The sequence below is a fragment of the Stenotrophomonas sp. 109824_Sma genome (assembly GCF_056480025.1).
In genome coordinates, this window is sequence record NZ_CM151078.1 from 2,868,218 (window position 1) to 2,888,649 (window position 20,432).

Annotated in this window: 20 protein-coding genes; 17 read left to right on the forward strand and 3 right to left on the reverse strand. The window is 68.9% G+C overall.

From position 1 onward, the window contains the following. Positions 1-72 precede the first annotated feature (72 nt). Positions 73-777, forward strand: a complete 705-nt coding sequence (locus tag ACZK1G_RS13600) for a helix-turn-helix domain-containing protein (RefSeq protein WP_197621961.1) — start codon at positions 73-75, stop codon at positions 775-777. Between the two features lie 9 nt (positions 778-786). Here the strand turns inward: ACZK1G_RS13600 and ACZK1G_RS13605 are convergent, their stop codons facing one another. Continuing rightward, on the reverse strand, positions 787-1,677 hold the full coding sequence (locus ACZK1G_RS13605) for a sterol desaturase family protein (protein WP_049443337.1): 891 nt from the start codon (positions 1,675-1,677) through the stop codon (positions 787-789). A 131-nt stretch (positions 1,678-1,808) separates the two neighbouring features. Between ACZK1G_RS13605 and ACZK1G_RS13610 the strand changes: the two genes are divergently transcribed. The 7 genes from ACZK1G_RS13610 (at position 1,809) to ACZK1G_RS13640 (ending at position 10,571) form a co-directional block, all read left to right on the forward strand. Then, positions 1,809-2,759: a LysR family transcriptional regulator gene (locus ACZK1G_RS13610; protein WP_197621960.1), complete on the forward strand. Its 951-nt coding sequence runs from the start codon at positions 1,809-1,811 to the stop codon at positions 2,757-2,759. Between the two features lie 92 nt (positions 2,760-2,851). After that, positions 2,852-3,502, forward strand: a complete 651-nt coding sequence (locus ACZK1G_RS13615) for a DsbA family oxidoreductase (protein WP_049443336.1) — start codon at positions 2,852-2,854, stop codon at positions 3,500-3,502. Between the two features lie 35 nt (positions 3,503-3,537). Then, positions 3,538-4,545: a cyclase family protein gene (locus tag ACZK1G_RS13620; protein WP_008266828.1), complete on the forward strand. Its 1,008-nt coding sequence runs from the start codon at positions 3,538-3,540 to the stop codon at positions 4,543-4,545. A gap of 287 nt (positions 4,546-4,832) precedes the next feature. After that, positions 4,833-5,447 carry a translesion DNA synthesis-associated protein ImuA gene (gene imuA / locus ACZK1G_RS13625; protein ID WP_087922892.1) on the forward strand — a complete coding sequence of 205 codons (615 nt, stop codon included), beginning with the start codon at positions 4,833-4,835 and terminating at the stop codon, positions 5,445-5,447. Positions 5,448-5,456: 9 nt separating this feature from the next. Beyond that, on the forward strand, positions 5,457-6,866 hold the full coding sequence (locus ACZK1G_RS13630) for a Y-family DNA polymerase (RefSeq protein WP_101765682.1): 1,410 nt from the start codon (positions 5,457-5,459) through the stop codon (positions 6,864-6,866). Between the two features lie 6 nt (positions 6,867-6,872). Then, complete coding sequence (locus ACZK1G_RS13635; RefSeq protein WP_101765683.1) at positions 6,873-9,983, forward strand: error-prone DNA polymerase; 3,111 nt, start codon at positions 6,873-6,875, stop codon at positions 9,981-9,983. 81 nt (positions 9,984-10,064) lie between these two features. Further along, a complete protein-coding gene (locus ACZK1G_RS13640) occupies positions 10,065-10,571 on the forward strand; it encodes a hypothetical protein (protein ID WP_049443333.1) in 507 nt (168 codons plus the stop codon). A 102-nt stretch (positions 10,572-10,673) separates the two neighbouring features. Here ACZK1G_RS13640 and ptsJ read toward each other — a convergent pair whose 3' ends face one another. Beyond that, a complete protein-coding gene (gene ptsJ / locus ACZK1G_RS13645) occupies positions 10,674-11,960 on the reverse strand; it encodes a MocR-like B6 salvage transcription factor PtsJ (protein WP_101765684.1) in 1,287 nt (428 codons plus the stop codon). A gap of 76 nt (positions 11,961-12,036) precedes the next feature. Here ptsJ and ACZK1G_RS13650 point away from each other — a divergent pair, with 76 nt between their 5' ends. The 9 genes from ACZK1G_RS13650 to ACZK1G_RS13690 all read left to right on the forward strand — a co-directional run bounded on the left by ACZK1G_RS13650 (position 12,037) and on the right by ACZK1G_RS13690 (position 19,914). Further along, positions 12,037-12,810, forward strand: coding sequence for a YggS family pyridoxal phosphate-dependent enzyme (locus ACZK1G_RS13650; protein ID WP_101765685.1), 774 nt, complete (start codon positions 12,037-12,039; stop codon positions 12,808-12,810). Then, the gene (locus ACZK1G_RS13655) at positions 12,807-13,508 is read left to right on the forward strand and encodes a glutamine amidotransferase (protein ID WP_101765686.1); all 702 of its coding nucleotides are present in this window, start codon (positions 12,807-12,809) and stop codon (positions 13,506-13,508) included. The genes ACZK1G_RS13650 and ACZK1G_RS13655 overlap by 4 nt, the downstream gene beginning before the upstream one ends. Beyond that, on the forward strand, positions 13,505-13,729 hold the full coding sequence (locus ACZK1G_RS13660; protein WP_014037579.1) for a hypothetical protein: 225 nt from the start codon (positions 13,505-13,507) through the stop codon (positions 13,727-13,729). The genes ACZK1G_RS13655 and ACZK1G_RS13660 overlap by 4 nt, the downstream gene beginning before the upstream one ends. A 96-nt stretch (positions 13,730-13,825) precedes the next feature. Beyond that, positions 13,826-14,332 (forward strand): hypothetical protein, encoded by a 507-nt coding sequence (locus tag ACZK1G_RS13665; RefSeq protein ID WP_101765687.1) that lies wholly within the window; start codon positions 13,826-13,828, stop codon positions 14,330-14,332. 120 nt (positions 14,333-14,452) lie between these two features. Then, the gene (locus tag ACZK1G_RS13670) at positions 14,453-14,962 is read left to right on the forward strand and encodes an RNA polymerase sigma factor (protein WP_049444443.1); all 510 of its coding nucleotides are present in this window, start codon (positions 14,453-14,455) and stop codon (positions 14,960-14,962) included. Beyond that, entirely contained in the window at positions 14,959-15,885 is a 927-nt protein-coding gene (locus tag ACZK1G_RS13675) for a FecR family protein (RefSeq protein ID WP_101765688.1), read from the forward strand. Before ACZK1G_RS13670 ends, ACZK1G_RS13675 begins: the two co-directional genes overlap by 4 nt. Positions 15,886-15,949: 64 nt before the next feature. Then, positions 15,950-18,421: a TonB-dependent receptor gene (locus ACZK1G_RS13680; RefSeq protein ID WP_101765689.1), complete on the forward strand. Its 2,472-nt coding sequence runs from the start codon at positions 15,950-15,952 to the stop codon at positions 18,419-18,421. Then, positions 18,408-19,208 carry a ChaN family lipoprotein gene (locus ACZK1G_RS13685; protein WP_049444449.1) on the forward strand — a complete coding sequence of 267 codons (801 nt, stop codon included), beginning with the start codon at positions 18,408-18,410 and terminating at the stop codon, positions 19,206-19,208. Before ACZK1G_RS13680 ends, ACZK1G_RS13685 begins: the two co-directional genes overlap by 14 nt. Beyond that, a complete protein-coding gene (locus ACZK1G_RS13690) occupies positions 19,201-19,914 on the forward strand; it encodes an energy transducer TonB family protein (RefSeq protein WP_049444451.1) in 714 nt (237 codons plus the stop codon). Before ACZK1G_RS13685 ends, ACZK1G_RS13690 begins: the two co-directional genes overlap by 8 nt. On the opposite strand, the gene ACZK1G_RS13695 is transcribed toward ACZK1G_RS13690, so the two are convergent. Continuing rightward, positions 19,911-20,240 (reverse strand): RidA family protein, encoded by a 330-nt coding sequence (locus ACZK1G_RS13695; RefSeq protein ID WP_322108131.1) that lies wholly within the window; start codon positions 20,238-20,240, stop codon positions 19,911-19,913. The genes ACZK1G_RS13690 and ACZK1G_RS13695 overlap by 4 nt on opposite strands. Positions 20,241-20,432 lie beyond the last annotated feature (192 nt).

The window sequence follows — 20,432 nt, forward strand, 5'->3', positions numbered from 1 at the left end:
GATCCACGCCATGCGCGGATGCTCTTCGATCAATCGTCGAATTAATCGATTTCGATCTAGATTCATCCACGCATGGCGTGGATCTACAATCCCTCCATGTCCTCCCCCGCCCTGCCCTGGAATGGCACGCTGCTGCTGGATGCCCACGTAGCCGTGCTGCAGGGCCACGCCGGTGACAGCGATACGCACGCGCACTACGCCCATCAACTGCTGCTGAGCGACGGCGCGCCCTGGCAGGTCGAGATCGATGGCGTGCAGCAGCAGGGCCAGCGGCTGTGGCTGCCGTCATTCCAGCCGCACGCAATCCTGTCGGCGCCGCACACAGGTTGCACGGTGTTCCTTGAACCGGCCCATGCCGATCCCACCCAGATCCAACAGCACCTGCACGCGCTGCCGGGCAACGCGCTGGCGCTGCACGACTGGTTGCCACGGCTGAGCCGGCCGCAACCGCTGGACCGCCGCGTACAGGCGGCGCTGTCCCGTATCGCCCAGCACCTGCCCGGCCCGGTGCCGGCCGCCGATATCGCCGAGGCGGCGCATCTATCGACCAGCCAACTGCATCGGCGCTTCCAGTCCGATCTGGCGGTGACCCTGCGCGGCTGGGTGCTGTGGCAACGGCTGCGCAGCGCACTGATGCATCATCTGCGCGGGCACAGCCTGACCGACAGCGCACACGCGGCCGGATTCGCCGACCTCGCCCATCTGTCACGCAGCCTGCGCCGCATGTTCGGCATCGGTGCCGCACAGCTGCACGGCCTGCAGCTGCATGCGGCCTGACACCGCCGATCATCCGCGCCTGCGCAACCCTTCCGGCAGCGCCGGCACCTCGCCATGCGGCAGTTCGCGGAACGGCGCCAGCAGCTGCCCGGGATAATCACGCGGATAGTCCGGTTGGCTGCCGATGCCGAGGTCGCGTTGCTGCAGCCGATAGCCGGGCGCATCGAAGGCGGTCCCCAGCAGGTGATCCCAGACAGTCAGGAACAGGCCGAAGTTGACGTCGCCGGCGGTGCCGTAACGCATGTGGTGGAAGCGGTGCAGCGGCGCCCAGGCCATCACCCGGCCCAGCACACCCGGGCGCATGTCCACGTTGGAATGCTGCAGCAGCAGCTGGATGGCAATGGCGAACGCCAGCACCGCGGCCACCGGCATCGGCAGGCCCAGCACCAGCAGCGGCAGCACGCCACCGACGGCTTCGGCCGCCTGGTGCAGCGGGTGTTTCATCAGACCGTTGAAACCATACATGCGGGTGACGCTGTGATGCACCGCATGCAGCCGCCACAGCCAGCCGATGCGATGGCTGGCGTAGTGCACCAGAGTGATACCCAGGTCGGCGCAGACGATGGCCAGCAGCACCTGCAGCGCGAATGGCCACTGCAGCGGCCAGGCCTGCCATGGAATGATTGCCGCCAGCAGCGGCACCGCCGCGATCGACAGCAGGTTCAGGCTTTCGTTCACCAGTGCATGCAGGGCGTCACGCAGGCTGTCGCCGTGGTCGTGGTTGAACACAGGGTCGTAGGGCCACGCGCGCTCGGCGGCGAACGAGACCGCGATGGCGATCGCCAGCAAGGCCAGCAACCATAGCGGGTCACCGTGGCAGTGGCCGATCCAGACGACGGCAGCGACAACGAAACCCAGCAGGAACAACGGGGCATACAGGCGGAGGATCCAGTGCTTCATGGGCAACCCGAAACGTGAGGGGCCTGCATGCTGGCGTGGCGCGATGGTTGCGGGCTTGAACAAACGGCGCAACACGGCCCGCCTCTGGTGGATGTCCATCGTGGTCGGCACCGCGTTTCCCGCATCCGCGCATGGCGTGGATCTACAATGGCGCCCTCATCGCGCCCGAGGCCGGCATGGATTCCTTCAACCTGATGCGCGCCTTCCGCCGCATCGTCGAACGCGGCGGGCTGGCCCGCGCCGCCGAAGACCTGGGCATGTCGCCGGCCGGGCTCAGCAAGCAGCTGCGTACGCTGGAAGCGCATCTGGGCGTGGTGCTGCTGCAGCGGACCACGCGGCGCATGAGCCTGACCGAGACCGGCCACGCCTATTACCGCGAATGCTGCCGCCTGCTCGACGAGCTGGACGCATTGGAACGTGGCATCGCCGAACAGCGTGGCGAGGTGGCCGGGCGCCTGCGTGTCAATGCACCGCAATCGTTCGCACTGAGCACGCTGTCGCCACTGCTGCCGCGCTTCCTGCAGCAGCATCCGCAGCTGTCGCTGGACCTGGTGATGGAAGACCGCCTGCTTGATGCGGTCGGTGAGGGTTTCGACGTGTCGTTGCGGCTGCGTGCCGAGCTGGATGACTCGCGGCTGGTGGCGCGCCGGCTGGCGTCGCTGCAGCAGGTGCTGTGCGCGGCCCCGTCCTACCTGCGGCAGCATCCGGCACCGCAGGCGGTGGACGATCTGCAGGCGCACAGCGTGCTGGCCTACAGCCTGTCCGACTCGCCCGGCAGCTGGCCGCTGCTCGGCCCCGATGGGCAGGTGACGATCACCCTGCCGGCGCGTGTCACCGTCAACAACAGCCTGCTGCTGCGCGACCTGCTGATGGCCGGCATGGGCATCGGCGCCCTGCCCTCGTTCCTGGCGGCGCCGGCACTGGCCCGTGGCGAACTGCAGCAGGTGCTGCCCGACCACCGCTATCCGCCGCGCTTCGTGCATGCGGTCTACCCCACCTCGCGCCACCTGCAACCCAAGGTGCGTGCCTTCATCGATTTCCTGCTCGCCGAGCTGCCCGGCTGCGCCGGCCTGGATTCGTAACCGCCAGCGAAAACTGAGCTGCCCGCAGCGTGCTGTTTCGGCCACGTCGCGCTGCCTAACCTGCCGCCTCCCCTCTCACCGATGGCAGGCAGATGTCTTCCGTTCCTTCCCCCGCCACCGCTGCGCCGGTGGTCGATTTCTTCCACGACGTGGTCTGTGGCTGGTGCTTCGTACTGGCCCCGCGCCTGCAGCAGGTCTCCGCCGAACTCGGCATCCAGGTGCGCCACCGCAGCTTCGTGCTGCAGGACTCGCGCGCGCAGATGGTCGAGGTGTTCGGCTCGATGGAGCGCGCCAAGGCGATCATCCTGCGCCACTGGACCGACTGCGCCACGCATGAAGACACCGCGCGCATCGATATCGAAGGCATGCGCGCACAGGACTTCGAGTATCCGTCCGGCTGGCTCGGCGCACTGGCCTGCCAGACCGCAGGGCTGATCGGCGGCAATGACGCCCATGGCGCGATGTTCGACGCGGTGCAATGGGCGCACCTGCACCAGCACCGCAACATCGGCGATGCCGAAGTCCTGCTGGATATCGCCGAATCGCTGGGCCATCCACGTGGCGCCTTCGCTGACCACATGCGCAGCGACTCAGTCCGCCAGCGCGTGCAGGCCGATCGTGCCGAAGCCGCTGCCCTCGGCATCCGCTCCATTCCCACCGTGATCGGCGGCAACGGCCTGCGCCTGCAGACCCTGCCGCTGCCGCAACTGCGCCAGGCCCTGGCGCCCCTGGTCGCGGCCTGAGCCGCACCGTCCCCCACCCTGCAAGGAGATTCCCCATGACCCCACGTACCCTGGCCACCGCGCTGGCCCTGCTGCTGGCCGGCACCGCCGCTTCCACCACCGTGTCGGCGCATGAACGCGTTCCTTCCGGCCAGCAGGTCGGCACCAGCCCCTGGGGGCCGAAGGACGAGATCGGCCGCCTCAACCTGATCACCGAGGCCTCGCGCGCGGCGATCCTGTCGCGGGTCAGCGGCGGCAAGGCCTATGACCTGGCCACCGAGTACTACGTCGGCATGCCCAGCTGGCAGGATGCCGGCGACCCGCACTACCAGTTCTGGATGACCCACACCCCGCGCGGCACGGTGATGGACGACCCGATGGGCGTGGGTGAAACCATGAACCTCACCCGCAGCTACACCGGCACCGCGTTCTCGATGTACAGCCACACCGGCACCCACATCGATGCGCTGAACCACTTCGGCATCCACGGAAAGATCTGGAACGGCTTCGAGGCCGACAAGCACCTCGGCGACCGTGGCTGGAACGTCACCGGCATCGAGAAATTCCCACCGCTGATCGCGCGTGGCGTACTGATCGACGTGGCCGGCGCCAAGGGCGTGGACATGCTGCCGGACAGCTACCGCGTCACCCGCCAGGACCTGAAGGATGCGCTGGCACGCCAGCAGGTGAAGCTGCAGCAGGGTGACATCGTGCTGATCCGCACCGGCCGCATGCGCCTGTTCGAGCAGCCCAGGGCCTACATGGCCAATCCGCCAGGCATGGGCCTGGACGCGGCGCGCTTCCTGGTTGAGGACAGCGGCGCGATGATCGTCGGCGCCGACAACCTGAGCTTCGAGACCTTCCCCTCGGAAGTGTCCGACGACTACGTGCCGCTGCACACCTACCTGCTGGCGCAGCAGGGTGCGCCGATCATCGAGCTGGTGGCGCTGGACGAACTGGCCCGCGACAAGGTCTACGAGTTCGCTTTCATTGGCGGCCCGCTGAAGATCCGCGGTGGCGATGCCGCGCCGCTGCGCCCGGTCGCGCTGCCGGTCCGCCCGTAACCGGGGCCTGTGGGTGCCGGCCCTGGTCGGCACCGTTCTCCCATCCATGCCTGGCGTGGATCTACCGGGGCTCTGTCCAGTAGATCCACGCCATGCGTGGATGCTTTACCCCTTCAGCAACCTGAAACCCGGCCCGCCAATTTCATTAGTAATTCTACTCACAAGGCGAGTAGCATGTCCGGTCTCAGCCCCTGATACCGGCCCGTCGATACTCGCGCCATGCCTGTCGTTTCCGCCCATTCCTGCCGCTTCCAGCCCGCCTGGCGCCTCCCTTGGAGGACCGGCTGATGGGCGCCGTCGTCGCCCTCGACCGGCTGCTGGACGGCCGCCAGCTGTGGCGTGGCCCGGCCCGCCAGGGACCGGCCAGCGACCACCTGGCCAGCGGCCACCCGGCACTGGATGCACGCCTGCCCGGCGGTGGCTGGCCGGCCAGCGGGCTGTGCGAGGTACTGCAGGCAGCGCCCGGCGTGGGCGAGCTGGCCCTGGTCTGGCCGGCGCTGGCGAAGCTGAGCCAGCGCGACCGCCCGATCGTGCTGGTCGCCCCGCCCTATCGCCCGCATGCCCCGGCCTGGGCCGCCGCCGGGCTGGACCTGGCCCAGCTGCAGATCATCCACGCCGCGCCGAAACAGGCGCTGTGGGCCGCCGAACAATGCCTGCGCTCTGCGGCCTGCGCGGCGGTGCTGTGCTGGCCACACCAGGCCGACGACCGCGCCCTGCGCCGGCTGCAGGTAGCGGCCGACAGCGGCCAGTGCCTGGGCTTCGTGTTCCGCGAGGCGCAGGCAGCACGCAATCCTTCCCCGGCCAGCCTGCGCCTGCAGCTCGACCACGGCCAGGTACGGGTGCTGAAGTGCCGTGGCGGCCTGCCACCCGCGCAGCCGTTGCCACTGGCCATCGCCCACTGAGGCCGCGCCATGCACTGGGCCTGCCTGTTGTTGCCGCAGCTGGCGCTGGACAGCGTGCTGCGCCTGCAACCGGATCCGCAGCGGCCACTGGTGTTGCTGCAGGGGCCGGCGCAGCGCCGCGTGCTGCGTGCGGTCAGCCCGTCCGCACGCGCAGCGGGGCTGCGCCCGGGCATGCTGCTGTCGGCCGCGCAGGTGCTGGTGCAGGACATGCACCTGCACGACTACGACCCGAACGCCGAACAGCACACCCGGCAGCTGCTGGCCAGCTGGGCCTACGCCTACAGCTCGCAGGTCAGCCTCGATTTCCCGCATGCACTGGTGCTGGAAATCGGCGCCAGCCGTGCCCTGTTCGGTGACTGGCTGACGATCGAAAAGCGCCTGCGCAACGAACTGCATGAACTCGGGTTCCGCCACCGTCTGGTGGCCGCGCCCACGGCGCATGCCGCGCGCGTTCTGGCCAACGTCCACGATGGCCTTGGCATCGATGCGCAGCAGCTGCCGGCGGCGCTGGCGCAGCTGCCGTTGCCGCGCTGCGGCCTGCCCAGCGACGCAGTGACCGTGCTCGGCCGCTCCGGGCTGCGCACGCTGGGTGCGGTACTCGAGCTGCCGCGCGACAGCCTGGCCCGGCGCTTCGCGCCCGACGTGCTGCAACAGCTGGACGCATTGCGCGGCCTGCCCACCGCGCCACTGCGCTACTACCAGCCACCGGACCGTTTCGATGCACGCATCGAATTCGAATACGAGATCGAATCCAGCCAGGCCCTGCTGTTCCCGCTGCGCCGCCTGCTGCTGGACCTGGCGGCCTTCCTGTGTTCGCGCGATGGCGGCGTACAGCGCTTCGACCTGCATTTCGAGCATGACCTGCTGCCGGCCAGCGTGCTGACCATCGGCCTGCTGGCACCCGAACGCGATCCTGCGCTGCTGTTCGAGATCGCACGCAACCGCATGGAAGCGTTCGCCCTGCCCGCTGGCAGCCGCGCACTGCGCCTGCAGGCCGAACAGCTGCCACCGTTCGTGCCCGCCGCGCGCGACCTGTTCGACACCCGGCCGGCGCAGGCGATGCCCTGGAACCAGCTGCGCGAGCGCCTGCGGGCGCGGCTGGGCGATGACGCCGTGCAACCGCTGGCCGTGCAGGCCGACCACCGCCCCGAGCGTGCCAGCGGCACCCAGCCTGCGGCCAAGCCACCGGCATACTGGCCACTGCGCCCCGGTTGGCTGCTGGACACCCCGCAACCGCTGCGTGACCCGCGCCTGCGCATCGTCGCCGGGCCGGAGCGGATCGAATCAGGCTGGTGGGACCAGGCCGACGCGCGCCGCGACTACTACGTGGTGGAAACCGCACACGGCCAGCGCGGCTGGGCCTTCCGTGAGCGCAATGACCCGCATGCGCCGTGGATGCTGCACGGCTGGTTCGGCTGAGCCGTCATGCACAACGAACTGCCCGGCTACGCCGAACTGCACTGCCTGTCGGCCTTCAGTTTCCAGCGTGGCGCCTCGATCGCCGAAGAACTGTTCGCGCGCGCCGCCGGCCAGGGCTACCGCGCGTTGGCGATCACCGACGAATGCTCGCTGGCCGGCATCGTGCGCGCCTGGCAGGCGGCGAAGACGCATGGCGTGGCACTGATCGTCGGCGCCGAATTCCAGGTCGAGGACGGGCCGAAGCTGGCCCTGCTGTGCACCGATCAGGCCGCCTACGCCGGCTTGTGCCAGTTGATCACCACCTGTCGGCGACGGGCCGCCAAGGGCGAATACCGCTGCCTGCGCGAGGACCTGCTCGGCCTGCCCGACGGCCTGCTGTGCCTGTGGCTGGACCGGCAACCGGCCGCCACCGACCTGGAGCTGCTGCGCACCGGCTTCGCTGATCGGCTGTGGCTGGCGGTGGAGCTGCACCACGAGCACGACGACGCACGCCGCCTGCAGCAGCTGCAGGCCTTCGGCGAACGCCACCGCCTGCCGCTGGTCGCCAGTGGTGATGTGCACATGCACGTGCGCCGCCGCCGCGCCCTGCAGGACACGCTGACTGCGATCCGCCACCGCTGCAGCGTGGCCGAGGCCGGCTGGCGCCTGTTTCCCAACGGCGAGCGCCACCTGCGCCCGCGTACCGCACTGGCCCAGCTGTATCCGTCCGAACTGCTGGCCGAGACCCTGCGCATCGCCGAGCGCTGCCACTTCACCCTGGAGCAGCTGCAGTACACCTATCCGCGCGAGCTGGTGCCCGAGGGCCACGACCCGGACAGCTGGCTGCGCGTACTGGTCGAGCGCGGCATCCCGTGGCGCTGGAAAGGCGGCATCGAACCGGCGCAACGCAAACAGATCGAGCACGAACTGGCGTTGATCAGACAGAAGAACTACGCCTCCTACTTCCTCACTGTGCAGGACATCGTGCGCTTCGCGCGCAGCCAGGACATCCTCTGCCAGGGCCGCGGCTCGGCGGCCAACTCTGCGGTGTGCTTCGTACTGGGCGTGACCGAGATCGACCCGGCGCGCAGCAACCTGCTGTTCGAGCGCTTCATCTCCGCCGAGCGCGACGAACCACCGGATATCGACATCGACTTCGAACACGAGCGCCGCGAGGAAGTGCTACAGTACGTGTTCAAGCGCTATGGCCGCGAGCGCGCGGCGTTGACTGCGGTAGCGATCAGCTATCGTGGCCGCAGCGCGATCCGCGACGTGGCCCGTGCACTCGGCCTGCCGATGGACCAGGTCAACGAACTGGGCGCGGCGATGGACCACTGGGGCGGCCATGTGCCGCTGCCGGAGACCCTGCGCGAGCGCGGCTTCGATCCGGAAACCCCGCTGATGCGGCGGCTGCTGGCGCTGACCACCGAGCTGATCGACTTCCCGCGCCACCTGTCGCAGCACCCGGGCGGCTTCGTGATTTCCGAGCATCCGCTGTCAACCCTGGTGCCGGTGGAAAACGCGGCGATGGCCGACCGCACCGTCATCCAATGGGACAAGGACGATCTGGATGCCACCGGCCTGATGAAGGTCGACTGCCTGGCGCTGGGCATGCTCACCGCCATCCGCAAGTGCCTGGCGATGCTGAAACAGCATGGCCTGCATGAAGGGCGCATGGATGCGATTCCCGATGAAGACGGCCCGACCTACGACATGATCTGCGCCGCCGACACCATCGGCGTGTTCCAGATCGAGTCGCGCGCACAGATGGCGATGCTGCCGCGCATGCAGCCGCGCAATTTCTACGACCTGGTGATCGAAGTGGCGATCGTGCGCCCCGGCCCGATCCAGGGCGACATGGTGCACCCCTACCTGGAGCGGCGCCGGCTGCTGCGCGAGCAAGGCCCGCAGGCGTTGGACACCCTCGATGAGCCGCTGTACCCGCCGCAGCTGGAGCGCGTGTTCGCGCGCACCCTGGGCGTGCCGCTGTTCCAGGAGCAGGTGATGCAGCTGGCGGTGGATGCGGCCGGCTACACCCCGGGCGAGGCCGATGCCCTGCGCCGTTCGATGGCGGCCTGGAAGCGCCGCGGCGGCCTGGAGCCGCATCGCGAGAAGCTGCTGGCCGGCATGCTGAGAAACAACTTCAGCCGCGAATACGGCGAGCACCTGTTCGAGCAGATCAAGGGATTCGGCGATTACGGTTTCCCGGAAAGCCATGCCGCCAGCTTCGCCCTGCTGACCTATGCCAGCTGCTGGCTGAAGTGCCATCATCCCGCCGCGTTCACTGCCAGCCTGATCAACAGCCAGCCGCTGGGCTTCTACAGCCCCGACCAGCTGCTGCAGGACGCGCGCCGGCATGGCATCGGCGTGCTGCCGGTGGACGTGCGCCACAGCGACTGGGACTGCACGCTGGATTTCGGCAAGGGGCCGGCGGCGATCCGGCTCGGCCTGCGCCTGGTCGAAGGCTGCAACGAAGCGGCGGTACAGGCCATCATGCGCGAACGTGCGCGTCGCCCGTTCGACGATGTCGGCGACCTGTGCCAGCGCACCTCACTGGACCGCCGCCAGCAGGGCCTGCTGGCCGATGCCGGTGCACTGCGTGGACTCAGCGGCCATCGCCATCGTGCACGCTGGGATATCTCCGGCGTGGAGAACCGGCTGCCGCTGTTCGACCAGGCCCGCGCCACCGCCGAAGCCCGCGTTCCACTGCCCCTGCCCAGCGCCTGGGAAGACATGCAGGCCGACTACCGCAGCACCGGCACCACCCTCGGCCGGCACCCGGTCTCGTTCCTGCGCACGCAACTGCGCAGCCGTGGCTGCCTGGATGCCGCGCAGCTGGCGGGCCATGGCCATGGCCGTCGCGTGCGCATCGCCGGCCTGGTACGCATGCGCCAGCGCCCGCAGACCGCCAGCGGCGTCACCTTCCTCACCCTCGAAGATGAGACCGGCATGGTCAACGCCGTGGTCTGGCGGCACCTGGCCGATCGCCAGCACCGGGTACTGGTCGACACCCAGCTGATGCAGATCGACGGCCGCCTGGAACGCGTCGATGGCGTGCAGCATGTCATCGTGCAACGCATGCACTGCCTGGATGAACTGCTGCAGGGGCTGCGCAGCCACAGCCGCGATTTCCATTGACGATACACGCCGTCACACAACGAACTGGTCATCAGTCCCCCGCATCCGCTATCGTCGCTGCATCCAGGGAAGGACGATACGATGCCCCGCGCACTGCTGCTGACCACGCTGGTGGTCTCCATACTCGCCCTGCTGGTTTCCGGCTGGACCGCCTGGAGCCTGCATCGCAGCCAATCGCCACAGCGCATCATCGAAGCGCGCGGGCTGATCATCCACGACGGCACTGGCCAACCCCGGGTGATCCTCGGCGCGCCGGTGCCCGATCCACTCAGCCGGGGCCGTACCCAGGGGCCGCGCGCCACCGCCCTGTCCGGCCTGATCCTGCTCGGCCCGGATGGCTCCGAACGCGGGGGCTATGGCACCAGCGATCGCGGCGGTGAAGCCGTGCTGACCCTGGATGATGCCAATGGCACCACGGAAGTATTCAAGGTGGTGGCCAACCCGGACCGCGGCGCCAGCCTGATGGTCAAGCACCAGAACAACACCGGCGCCATGCTCACCTCCTGGCAGGGCAAGCCGGAACTGATGTTCGTCGATGACAGCGGCCAGTCCTACTACGTGCGCCCCGGCGCCAACGCTGCGCCCTGATCTGCTTTTGTAGCGTCGAGCCATGCTCGACTGCTTCTACCAACAGCAGCCGAGCATGGCTCGGCTCTACAAAGGCGAAGCAAAGTCGAGCATGGCTCGACGCTACAGACCGCACACCGCCGCCAGGTCATCGGCCAGCTGCCGCAGCTGCGCCGCGCCCAGCGCCGCGCAGGTGATGCGCAGGCCATGCCCCGGCGCCGCCACCGCGAACACCTCGCCAGCGCGCACATGCCATCCGCGCGCGGCCAGCGCCAGCACCTGCGGATGACTGTCGCCCGGCAACGGCAGCCACAGGTTCAGCCCCTCCATCGGCAACGGCGTCGGCAGGCCACGCGCGCGCAGCAGTTCCTGCAACGACTGCAGCCGCTGCTGGTAACGCTCGCCCGCCGAGGCGATCTTCGCCCGCTGCGTTGCCGACCCCAGCACCGAGGTCGCTGCATCCTGCAGCAGGTGACTGACCCAGCCCGTGCCGGACGCCAACCGCAGCCGCAACCGCGACGCGGTCTCGTCATCACAGGCCAGCCAGGCCAGCCGCAGATCCGGGCCGAGCGGCTTGGACAGCGAACGCAGCAGCGCCCAGCGCCGGCCATCCAGCGGCAGTACCGAGTGGTAGGCCTGCTGCGAAAGCAGCGCGTAGTGATCGTCGATCAGCACCGCCACCTGCGGATACACCGCCAACAATTGCCGCAACGCCCGTGCCCGCTTCGCATCCAGGCTGGCCCCGGTCGGGTTGTGCGCGCGCGGGGTCAGCAACACCGCACGTGCACCGGCCTCCAGTGCCTGCCGCAGCGATTCGACCTGCATGCCATGCGCGTCCACCGCCACCGGCAACGGCGCATGGCCCACAGCATTGAGCACATTGAGGCTGCCCAGAAAGCACGGATCCTCCACTGCAATGCGATCCCCCGGCAGCAGCCACGCCGCCAGCAGGCGTTCGATGCCATCGACCGCGCCATGGGTCAGCTCCAGCGCGTACCCCTCGGGGCAGTCCGCATCCAGCGAGGCGCGTGCCAGCGCCTGCAACCTCGGGTCGACCGTGCCCACGCCATACAGCCGTGGCGCCGCCGGGGCCAGGCGCAGATTCGGCAGCAGGCGCGGATCCGGGTTGCCACCGGCCAGGTCCTGCAGCGCCAGCCCCGGCGTGCTGCCCTCACGCGCCAGCGTCGGCGGCAATCCGCGCACCACCGTGCCACGACGGCCCGCCGTGCTGGCCAGGCCCGCCGCATCCAATCGCTTGTAGGCAGCGGCCACCGTATTGCGGTTCACGCCCAGTTGCTCGGCCAGCTCACGCACCGGCGGCAGCACGCTGCCAGCCAGCAGACGGCCCTTGCCGATGCCCTCGCGGATGCTGTCGAAGATCGACTCGGCGCTATGCCCGGTGATTTTCATTTTGTCCTATGCCAAAATATCTCTTGTCCTGTGCCAGTGTATCCCACCCTGGCCGCCCTGCATTGGAGGTGCCCGCATGCCCCTTGCCGCTGCCGACTGGCCCGTCGCCCAGTCCGTTGAACAGATCGCCGCCAACCTGGTCACGGTGCGCCAACGCATCGCCGCGGCCTGCGCCCGTGCCGGTCGTGCCCCGGCCAGCGTGCGCCTGCTGCCGGTCAGCAAGACCGTCGATGACGCCCGCATCCGCATGGCGGTGGCCGCCGGTTGCCACGAGCTGGGCGAGAACAAAGTGCAGGAGGCGCAACGCAAGGCCGAGACGATGGCCGATCTGGGCGTGTACTGGTCGGTGATCGGTCACCTGCAGACCAACAAGGCGCGCTACGTGGCGCGCTTCGCCAGCGAGTTCCAGGCGCTGGACAGCCTGCGCGTGGCCGAGGCCCTGCAGCAGCGCCTGCAACTGGAAGATCGCACGCTGGATGTGTTCGTGCAGGTCAACACCTCGGCCGAGCCCAGCAAGTACGGGCTGGAACCGGAAGCCGTCGAAGCCTTCGTGCAGCAGCTTCCCGCATTCGACCGGCTGCGCGTGCGCGGCCTGATGACACTGGCCATCTTCACCCCGGAGGTCGAGCGCGTGCGCGCCTGCTTCGTGCGCCTGCGCGAGCTGCGCGACCAGTTGCAACGCACCGCCCCATCGGGCATCGACCTGTCGCAGCTGTCGATGGGCATGTCCGGCGACTTCGAAGTGGCCATCGAGGAAGGCGCCACCGTGGTCCGCGTCGGCCAGGCCATCTTCGGTGCCCGTGCCACCCCGGACAGCTTCTACTGGCCGAACAGCGGAGCCCCGGCATGAAGCGCGCGGTCGTTCTGCAACACGTCGCCTTTGAAGACCTCGGCACCCTGCAACCGTTGCTGCTGGCGCAGGGCTGGCAGCTGCAGGTGCTGCAGGCCGGTGTCGACGCCCTCGACTCCGCCGAAACCGCCGACCTGCTGGTAGTGCTGGGCGGTCCGATCAGCGTCAATGACACAGAGACCTATCCCTTCGTCACCGACAGCATCGCCTTGCTGCAGCGCCGGCTGCAGCAGCAACAGCCGACCCTGGGCATCTGCCTCGGCGCGCAGTTGATGGCCCGTGCGCTCGGTGCCGACGTCGCCGCCAGTGGGGGCAAGGAGATCGGCTTTGCACCGTTGCTGCTGACCGATGAAGGCCAGCGTTCACCGCTGCAGGCCCTGCAAGGCATTCCCGTACTGCATTGGCATGGCGAAGCGTTCGAACTTCCAACCGGTGCCAAACGCCTGGCCAGCACGCCGGCCTGCCGCCACCAGGCCTTCGCCATCGGCCACCATGCGCTGGCCCTGCAATGCCATCCGGAGCTGGACGCCCGCCAGTTCGAACGCTGGCTGATCGGCCACACCCTGGAGCTGGCGCAGGCCGGCATCGATCCGAACGATCTTCGCGCCCAGGCGCGTCGTTACGGTGCACCGCTGGCGGCGGCGGCCACCGCGATGTTCGACCACTGGCTGCAGGGCCTGCCGGAGATGCCGCGATGAACTACCGATTGCAGATCCACCGCAATGGCGCCTGCTGGGGCCACTTCGACTGCAGCGGCCCCGATGCGCTGCAGCGCATGGATGCCATCGCCGCGCAGCTGCCTGCCGACCAGGGCTTCCAGTTGACGCGACAGAAGGGGGTTGGCGAAGAACGCATCCTGTCCAGCAATGCTGACGGCCTGCGCGTACTGGCGTCGCAGATCCAGTACCGCGACCTCTGACCCGACGATGGTGGTGCCGGCCGCTGGCCGGTACCCGAAGCTGCCGGCCAGCGGCCGGCACTACCCGACGGCATTCCGGCATGCCAATCTTCCGCCATGCTGACCCTGCACCGCGGCAGCCACCACGGGCTGCATGTCGCCCCGCGCTGGCCCTCCCGCCATATCCAGATCGACGCAGAGGTGCTGCAACGCCTGCTCGAGGCACAGGCACTGCTGCCTGCCGAACTGCGCCTGCTGCTCACCCGGGGCTTCGAGCCCCGCCACAGCCGCCTCGGTGGCTTCCGGCGCCTGGTGCGGCGGCTCGGCATCACCCTCTTCCGCACCTGCTATCCGCAGCGCCACGATGAAGTCGATGCCATCTTCGGCGCCAACGGCCACGATATCGATGGCCGTCATATCGATGTCTCACTGGTACTGCACGGCAAGCGGCTGAGGCTGCTGCCGCTGGGCGTGTTCACCCCGCCGCGCTGGCAGGATCGTCGCGTCGCCCGTCATGCCGAAGCGGTCGTGCGGGTGAAGCACAGCCTGCAGCACTGCGGCTTCGAACTGCACCACAACCCCACCGAAGCCCTGCAGATCCACTGCGATTATCGCCCGCGCTGATCCCGCGTTCGGGCAGGTGTGCTATGTCCTCATAGATGCAAATGATTCTCTTTTACTGTAAGGTGCAGCCGCTGCCCTTGCCGCCGCGGGCTGTTCCCTTTCCCAGTTGTCGCCCGCCCCGTGTCCACGCCTGTCGAACCGACGGATGTCGCGCAGCTGTGCGCGGCCCATTACCGGCCGCTGCACGCCCATGTCCGCCGCAAACTCCCGCAACGCTGCGACGCCGATGACGTCGTCCAGGAAACCTGGCTGCGCGTCGTCAAGGTCGCCGCCAGCGGCCTGCTGAGCAACGGCCGCGCCTACCTGTACCGCGTCGCCCACAATCTGATCGCTGATCACTACCGGCAACGCCAGCGCCGTCGTGAGGAAGCGCTGGATGACGCGCAACTGCACGCCCTCGCCGATCCTGCACCGCTGCCGGAGCAGCACCTGCTGGACGCCGAACAGCTGCGCCATCTCGATGCGATCATCGCCGCGCTGCCACCGCGCTCGCGCCAGGTATTCCTGCTGGCCCGCGTGGAGCAGATGGCACTGGCCGAGATCGGCCGCCAGCTCGGCATCAGCCGGCAGACCGCGCACGGCCATCTGCTGCGTGCACTGGTGGCGCTGCAGCAGGTACCCGGCGCATGAGCCAGGAAGCGATCGCGCGCGAGGCCGCGCGTTGGTGGCTGGACGGCCACGACGGCGGCCGCGACGAGCGCGCCTTCAACCAGTGGTACCACGCCGATTGCCGCCACGCCGCGCAGTACCAGCACCTGCAGGCGCTCTGGCAGGCCGGTGACGCGACGCCCAGCCTGCAGCGGCACCAGCGCAAGCGGCAGCGCCGGCACCTGCGCGACGCCGGCACTGCCGTGCTGCTGCTCTGTGCCTTGGGCCTGTATACCCGCCAGGCCGCGCCACCCGCCGCCCAGGTAATGCGCACGGCGGCGGGCGAGATCCGCGAAGAAGTCCTGCCGGATGGCTCGCACGTGCTGCTCTCGCCAGGCAGCGAAGTCCATGTCCGCATCGATGCACAGCGCCGGCAGCTGCAGCTGCAGCACGGCCAGGCCTGGTTCAAGGTAGCCGCCGATGCGCAGCATCCATTCCAGGTGCATACGACGCACGGCACGGTCACCGCGCTCGGCACGGCCTTCGACCTTGCCGTGCAGGACAACGACAGCGTGGTCACCGTCACCGAGCATCGCGTCCGCGTGGATAGCGGCAGCCGCAGTGAGCTGGCCATCGAAGGACAGCAGCTGCGCTTCGATGGACAGGCAGCGACCGTCAGCCAGGCTGCCAGCCACAGTGCGCTGGCCTGGCGCGAACGTCGCCTGCATTGGATCTCCACGCCCCTGGCCGAAGTCACCCAGGACCTGGATCGCTGGCATGGCGGCCATACCTGGATCATCGGCGCACACCTGCGCCAGCAGCCGGTCACCCTGCTCGGCAGCGCCGACGGTGCTGCGCGCAGCCGTGACCAGCTGGCCACGCAGCTGCATGTGCGCGTGCTCCGCCTGGGCGCGGGCGTGCAGGTGTGGCTGCCGCCACGCAGGGGACATCGCGATGCACCCTGACATCGGCCCTGCCGCTGCGTCTACCCAGGATGACGACGCACTGCGTCAGCCCCTGGAGCCCCCGATGCTGTTTCACCGCCCCCTTGTCCTCGCCCTGTCACTGGCCTGCGCCAGTCCGATTCCGTTGTTGCCTGCCAGCGCACACGCGCAGGCCGCCACCCGCCACTTCGATCTTCCTGCACAACCGCTGGCCAGCGCACTGGACGCCTACAGCCGGTTGACCGGTGTCGACCTGGTGATCGGTGCGGCACTGCCGGGCGGCCAGACGGCGCCAGCGCTGCGCGGACAGTTCGACGACGCTCAGGCCCTGTCGCGCCTGCTGGCCGGCAGCGGCCTGCGCCCCCGCTTCATCGACGCACGCCGCGCCACCCTGGAACCGGCGCCGCCCGAACCCGCCGATGGCAGCCGTCAAACCGGCCCGCTGCGCGTACAGGGCGATACCGCGCACGGTCATTCCCCCGGTGCAGGCGCCAGCCAGTATGTGCCGGCCACGCGCGATGGCTTCGCACCGGCGGTCGGCAGCGAGCGCGTGGCGATGGCCGAACGCCAGGACGGCAACAGCCTGCTGCGTTCGATGCCCGGCACCCACAGTTTCCATTCGCGCAGCCAGCCTGGGCTGCAGGTCAACATCCGCGGCATGACCGGCGCCGGCCGGGTCAACACCATGATCGATGGTGTCACCCAGACCTTCCGCAACAACGCCGGGCATGGCTCGGGTGGCCCGTTCGCCTATGTCGACCCGTTCCTGCTGGCCGGCGTGGACGTGCAGCGCGGTGCGGTGGCCGGCGGTGATGGCGCCGGCACGCTGGCCGGCAGTGCCAACTTCCGCACGCTGGACATCGACGACCTGCTCGGCGAAGGCCGTGACTGGGGCCTGCGTGCGGGCTATCGCCATGGCAACAACGGCTATGGCAGCGGCCGCACCTTCGCCGGCGCGTGGCGCCACAGCGAAGACGGTGGTGACCGCCAGTTCGGCCTGCTGGCCGCCGCCAGCAGCAGTCGCAGCGGCGAGTACGCCACGGCACGCGGGCAGAAGAACAATGCCGACCCCGGCAGCCAGCAACCCCGCAGCTGGCTGTTGAAAGCACGCCTGCAGCCCAGTGACCAGCATCGGCTGGACCTGAGCCACATGCGTTACGAAAACGACTTCTACCACAACTACCCGTGGCAGATTTCCGCGCGCAACCAGCGTGCCAGCTACCACTACACGCCCTACACGCCGTGGATCGACCTGCGTGCGACCTTCGCCAGCAACAAGACCCGGCTGTTCTATCCGCCGGTGGAGGACTCCAGCTACATCGGCCGCCGCACCCACAGCAGCCTGAGCAGCTGGACACTCGACAACACCAGCCGCTTCGACATCGGCGCACTGCAGGCGCGCTGGAACACCGGCATCAAGCACCAGTCGGACATCTACGTGGCCGACACCCCGACCCTGCGCGGCGCCAACCCCCAGGGTCGGAGCCAGCTGGACAGCGTGTTCAGCACGCTGGAACTGCAGTACGACGTCTACGCGCTGACCGCAGGCCTGCGCCAGGATCGCTATGGCATCCGTGGCCACGTCCCGGTGTGCTCGGATGTCCCCGGCCAGTGCGCCGAGATCAACGGCGGCGGCATCGACGTGCACCGCACCCAGCACGCGCTCAGCCCCAGCCTGGCGGTTTCGTGGCAGGCCACCGACTGGCTGCAGCTGTTCGCCGAAGCCTCGCGCACATCGCGCCCGCCGCGCGTGCAGGAGATGTTCTTCGAGAAAATCCCACTGGAAGGCATGAGCGATGCCGACGGCGTGGGCGCCAACCCGTTCCTGCGCCGTGAGCGCTCGCGCAACCTGCAGTTCGGCGCCAACCTCAGCACCGACTCGCTGCTGGTTGACGGCGACCTGGCCCAGCTGCGCGTCACCCGCTTCGACAACCGCATCCGCGACTACATCAAGCCGCAATACCTGCTGATCGTGCATCCGCCGGAAGTGGAGCCCTTCGTGGTACCGATCGACAGCGATCCGCAGCTCACTGCCTGGACCGATGCGCTGGACGTGGACGATTTCAGCACCACCACGCGCTGGATGAACCACCCGGGCGTGGTGCGCATGCGCGGTATCGAGCTGGAAGCGCACTACGCCAGCGAGCACTACCACGCCACGCTGAGCTGGACACGTTCACACACCAGCGCGCCCGCCATCGAATTCGTCAACCTGGAAGACATCACCGCCCTGCCCGACCGCTACTGGACGCTGGACGTGGGCGGCCGCTGGTGGCAGCAGCGCGTGCAGGCCGGCCTGCGCGCCGAATACTCCGGGCCCACCGAAGAGGGCTACGACTTCTTCCAGACCCGCAAGACCGGCGGTACCGGTGTACTGCTCGACTTCTACGCCAGCTTCAAGCCCCAGCCCAACACCACGCTGTGGCTGAACATCGAAAACCTGCAGAACAAGGCCTATGACAACAATGCCTCGATCGACAGCATCTTCAGCCCGATCCTGGACCGCGGCAACGGCCGTGGCCGCACCGTCTCGATGGGCGTCAATGTGGCGTTCTAGCCGTCGCTGGCTGCCGCTATGCCTGCTTGCACTGGCCGCAATGGCCAGCGCGCAGCCGATGCCCGGCACGGTGCTCGACCTCGCCAGCGGCCAGACCCTGGACGAAGCTGCGTTCGTGAAGCGCGCAGCGAACGCCCCGCGACTGCTGCTGGGCGAACGCCACGACCTGGCCGGAGACCACGCCGCCCAGCGCTGGCTGCTGCACGTGCTGCAGCAGCAACGACCACAAGGCGCACTGGTGCTGGAGATGATTGCCAGCGAACGCCAGCCGCGCCTGCAGCGGGTGCAGCGCTGGCTGGCCAATGGCAACCATGCCGGCGGTGCGCGCCTGCAGGAGCTGCTGGGCTGGGATACACGATGGCCGTGGACCGCCTACGGCGGGCTGGTGCAGGACGCCACCGCTGCCGGCATCCCCTTGTTCGGCGGCAATCTCGCGCGCGCCGAGGTCAACGCGCGCCTGGCGTCCGCGGATGCAGTGCGGTTCCCGGTGCCCGCTGCCCAGCAACGCCTGTCGGCCGTGGTGCTGGCCCAGCATGCGGACGCAGCACCGATGCTGGAAGGGATGCTGGCCGTGCAACAGGCCCGCGACACGCGCATGGCACAAGTGCTGACCGCAGCACCCGCGCCCTCGCTGCTGGTGGCTGGTCGCTGGCATGTACTGCGCGGTACCGGCGTGCCGGGCTACCTGCCAGCGGATACACCAGCGCTGGTGATCGCACTGGCCTCGCCGGGTGAAACCGTCGAGGCGGCCGACGCCGACCTGCTATGGGTGCTGGACGATGAGTGAGCGCGGCCAACACTGGCAGGCGATCGCCATCAGCATCGGCCTGCACCTGTTGCCCCTGCTGCTGTTGATGCATTGGGTGGCCACGCCGCCGTTGCTGCCGCCGCCTGAGCAGGACGTGCGCATCAGCCTGCGCCTGCTGGCGCCGGCGACGCCGCCCCAGCCAGTGGAAGAGCGCCAGGCCGACACCCCCAGCCAGGCGCAGCAGGCGCGCGCATCGCAACCAACGAAGTCGCCCCCTCCACCGAAGCCCACCGCCGCACGCGAGGGCGAGGTGGCCGCCAGCGAACGCGGTGGCCCTGGCCGGCAAGCCCTGCCGGTCGCCCCGCCTGCGGCCGTGACCAATGCAAGTCCCGCACCGGCATCGATCACGGCCGCGCCGCCCGCTCCCGACGCACCACCGGCGGACTTCCAGGCCGGCGCCGCCAGCGACCAGTGGGAAGCCCGCCTGATGGCGCGGCTGGAGCGTTACCGCTACTACCCCGCCGCCGCGCGCTCGCGCCGGCAGCAGGGGACCGCCTGGGTCAGGGCCAGCATCGATCGCGAGGGACGCCTGCTGGCGCTGCGGTTGGAGCAGTCCAGTGGCCAACCGATGCTCGACGACGCCGCGCTGCAGACGTTCCGCCGCGCGCAGCCGCTGCCGCCCATTCCCGTGGAAATGAAGGCACCGCAGGAGCTGGTGGTGCCGGTGGAGTACTACCTGCGCTAGGCGGCGTAGGCCTCCGCCTCGATCTCGAACAGCATGCCGTCCAGCGCCAGCCGCGGCACGGGAATCAGGGTGCAGGTCGGCGCCGCGCGGTTAGGCCAACGCTGCCGCACCTGACGGGCGATGATGCCCAGCCGGTCCTCGTCGTGGTCGACCACCAGGATGCGCAACCGTGCGACATCGGCCAGGCTGGCCTGCGCCGAACCCAATGCAATCTGCAGGTTGTCCAGCGCCTGCTCGACCTGTTCCTCGAAACCGGGGGAGAGATGGCCATCGGCATCCTCACCGCCCTGCCCGGCGATATGGATGACCCGGGCGGGAAGGCGCACCACGGCCACGTGCGAGTAGCCATTGGCCGAAGGGTCGTAAAGCCCCCGCAGGATTGAACAGTTCCAGCAGGCCGTGGCCGAGGTCGGGGGTGGTCAGCAGGTTCATGCCGCATGCCTCGTTGGGGATGCGAGTGAGTCTGCAACCTGAACATGAGTTGAGGTCAAACAACGCCCGTGCAACAGATCGATTCG

What these genes read in the sequence shown, in the direction of transcription:
- ACZK1G_RS13600 (WP_197621961.1), top strand. Translation starts at nt 73, where the DNA reads ATGGCGTGGATCTACAATCCCTCCATGTCCTCCCCCGCCCTGCCCTGG.
- ACZK1G_RS13605 (WP_049443337.1), bottom strand. Translation starts at nt 1,677, where the DNA reads ATGAAGCACTGGATCCTCCGCCTGTATGCCCCGTTGTTCCTGCTGGGT.
- ACZK1G_RS13610 (WP_197621960.1), top strand. Translation starts at nt 1,809, where the DNA reads ATGGCGTGGATCTACAATGGCGCCCTCATCGCGCCCGAGGCCGGCATG.
- ACZK1G_RS13615 (WP_049443336.1), top strand. Translation starts at nt 2,852, where the DNA reads ATGTCTTCCGTTCCTTCCCCCGCCACCGCTGCGCCGGTGGTCGATTTC.
- ACZK1G_RS13620 (WP_008266828.1), top strand. Translation starts at nt 3,538, where the DNA reads ATGACCCCACGTACCCTGGCCACCGCGCTGGCCCTGCTGCTGGCCGGC.
- imuA (WP_087922892.1), top strand. Translation starts at nt 4,833, where the DNA reads ATGGGCGCCGTCGTCGCCCTCGACCGGCTGCTGGACGGCCGCCAGCTG.
- ACZK1G_RS13630 (WP_101765682.1), top strand. Translation starts at nt 5,457, where the DNA reads ATGCACTGGGCCTGCCTGTTGTTGCCGCAGCTGGCGCTGGACAGCGTG.
- ACZK1G_RS13635 (WP_101765683.1), top strand. Translation starts at nt 6,873, where the DNA reads ATGCACAACGAACTGCCCGGCTACGCCGAACTGCACTGCCTGTCGGCC.
- ACZK1G_RS13640 (WP_049443333.1), top strand. Translation starts at nt 10,065, where the DNA reads ATGCCCCGCGCACTGCTGCTGACCACGCTGGTGGTCTCCATACTCGCC.
- ptsJ (WP_101765684.1), bottom strand. Translation starts at nt 11,960, where the DNA reads ATGAAAATCACCGGGCATAGCGCCGAGTCGATCTTCGACAGCATCCGC.
- ACZK1G_RS13650 (WP_101765685.1), top strand. Translation starts at nt 12,037, where the DNA reads ATGCCCCTTGCCGCTGCCGACTGGCCCGTCGCCCAGTCCGTTGAACAG.
- ACZK1G_RS13655 (WP_101765686.1), top strand. Translation starts at nt 12,807, where the DNA reads ATGAAGCGCGCGGTCGTTCTGCAACACGTCGCCTTTGAAGACCTCGGC.
- ACZK1G_RS13660 (WP_014037579.1), top strand. Translation starts at nt 13,505, where the DNA reads ATGAACTACCGATTGCAGATCCACCGCAATGGCGCCTGCTGGGGCCAC.
- ACZK1G_RS13665 (WP_101765687.1), top strand. Translation starts at nt 13,826, where the DNA reads ATGCTGACCCTGCACCGCGGCAGCCACCACGGGCTGCATGTCGCCCCG.
- ACZK1G_RS13675 (WP_101765688.1), top strand. Translation starts at nt 14,959, where the DNA reads ATGAGCCAGGAAGCGATCGCGCGCGAGGCCGCGCGTTGGTGGCTGGAC.
- ACZK1G_RS13680 (WP_101765689.1), top strand. Translation starts at nt 15,950, where the DNA reads ATGCTGTTTCACCGCCCCCTTGTCCTCGCCCTGTCACTGGCCTGCGCC.
- ACZK1G_RS13685 (WP_049444449.1), top strand. Translation starts at nt 18,408, where the DNA reads ATGTGGCGTTCTAGCCGTCGCTGGCTGCCGCTATGCCTGCTTGCACTG.
- ACZK1G_RS13690 (WP_049444451.1), top strand. Translation starts at nt 19,201, where the DNA reads ATGAGTGAGCGCGGCCAACACTGGCAGGCGATCGCCATCAGCATCGGC.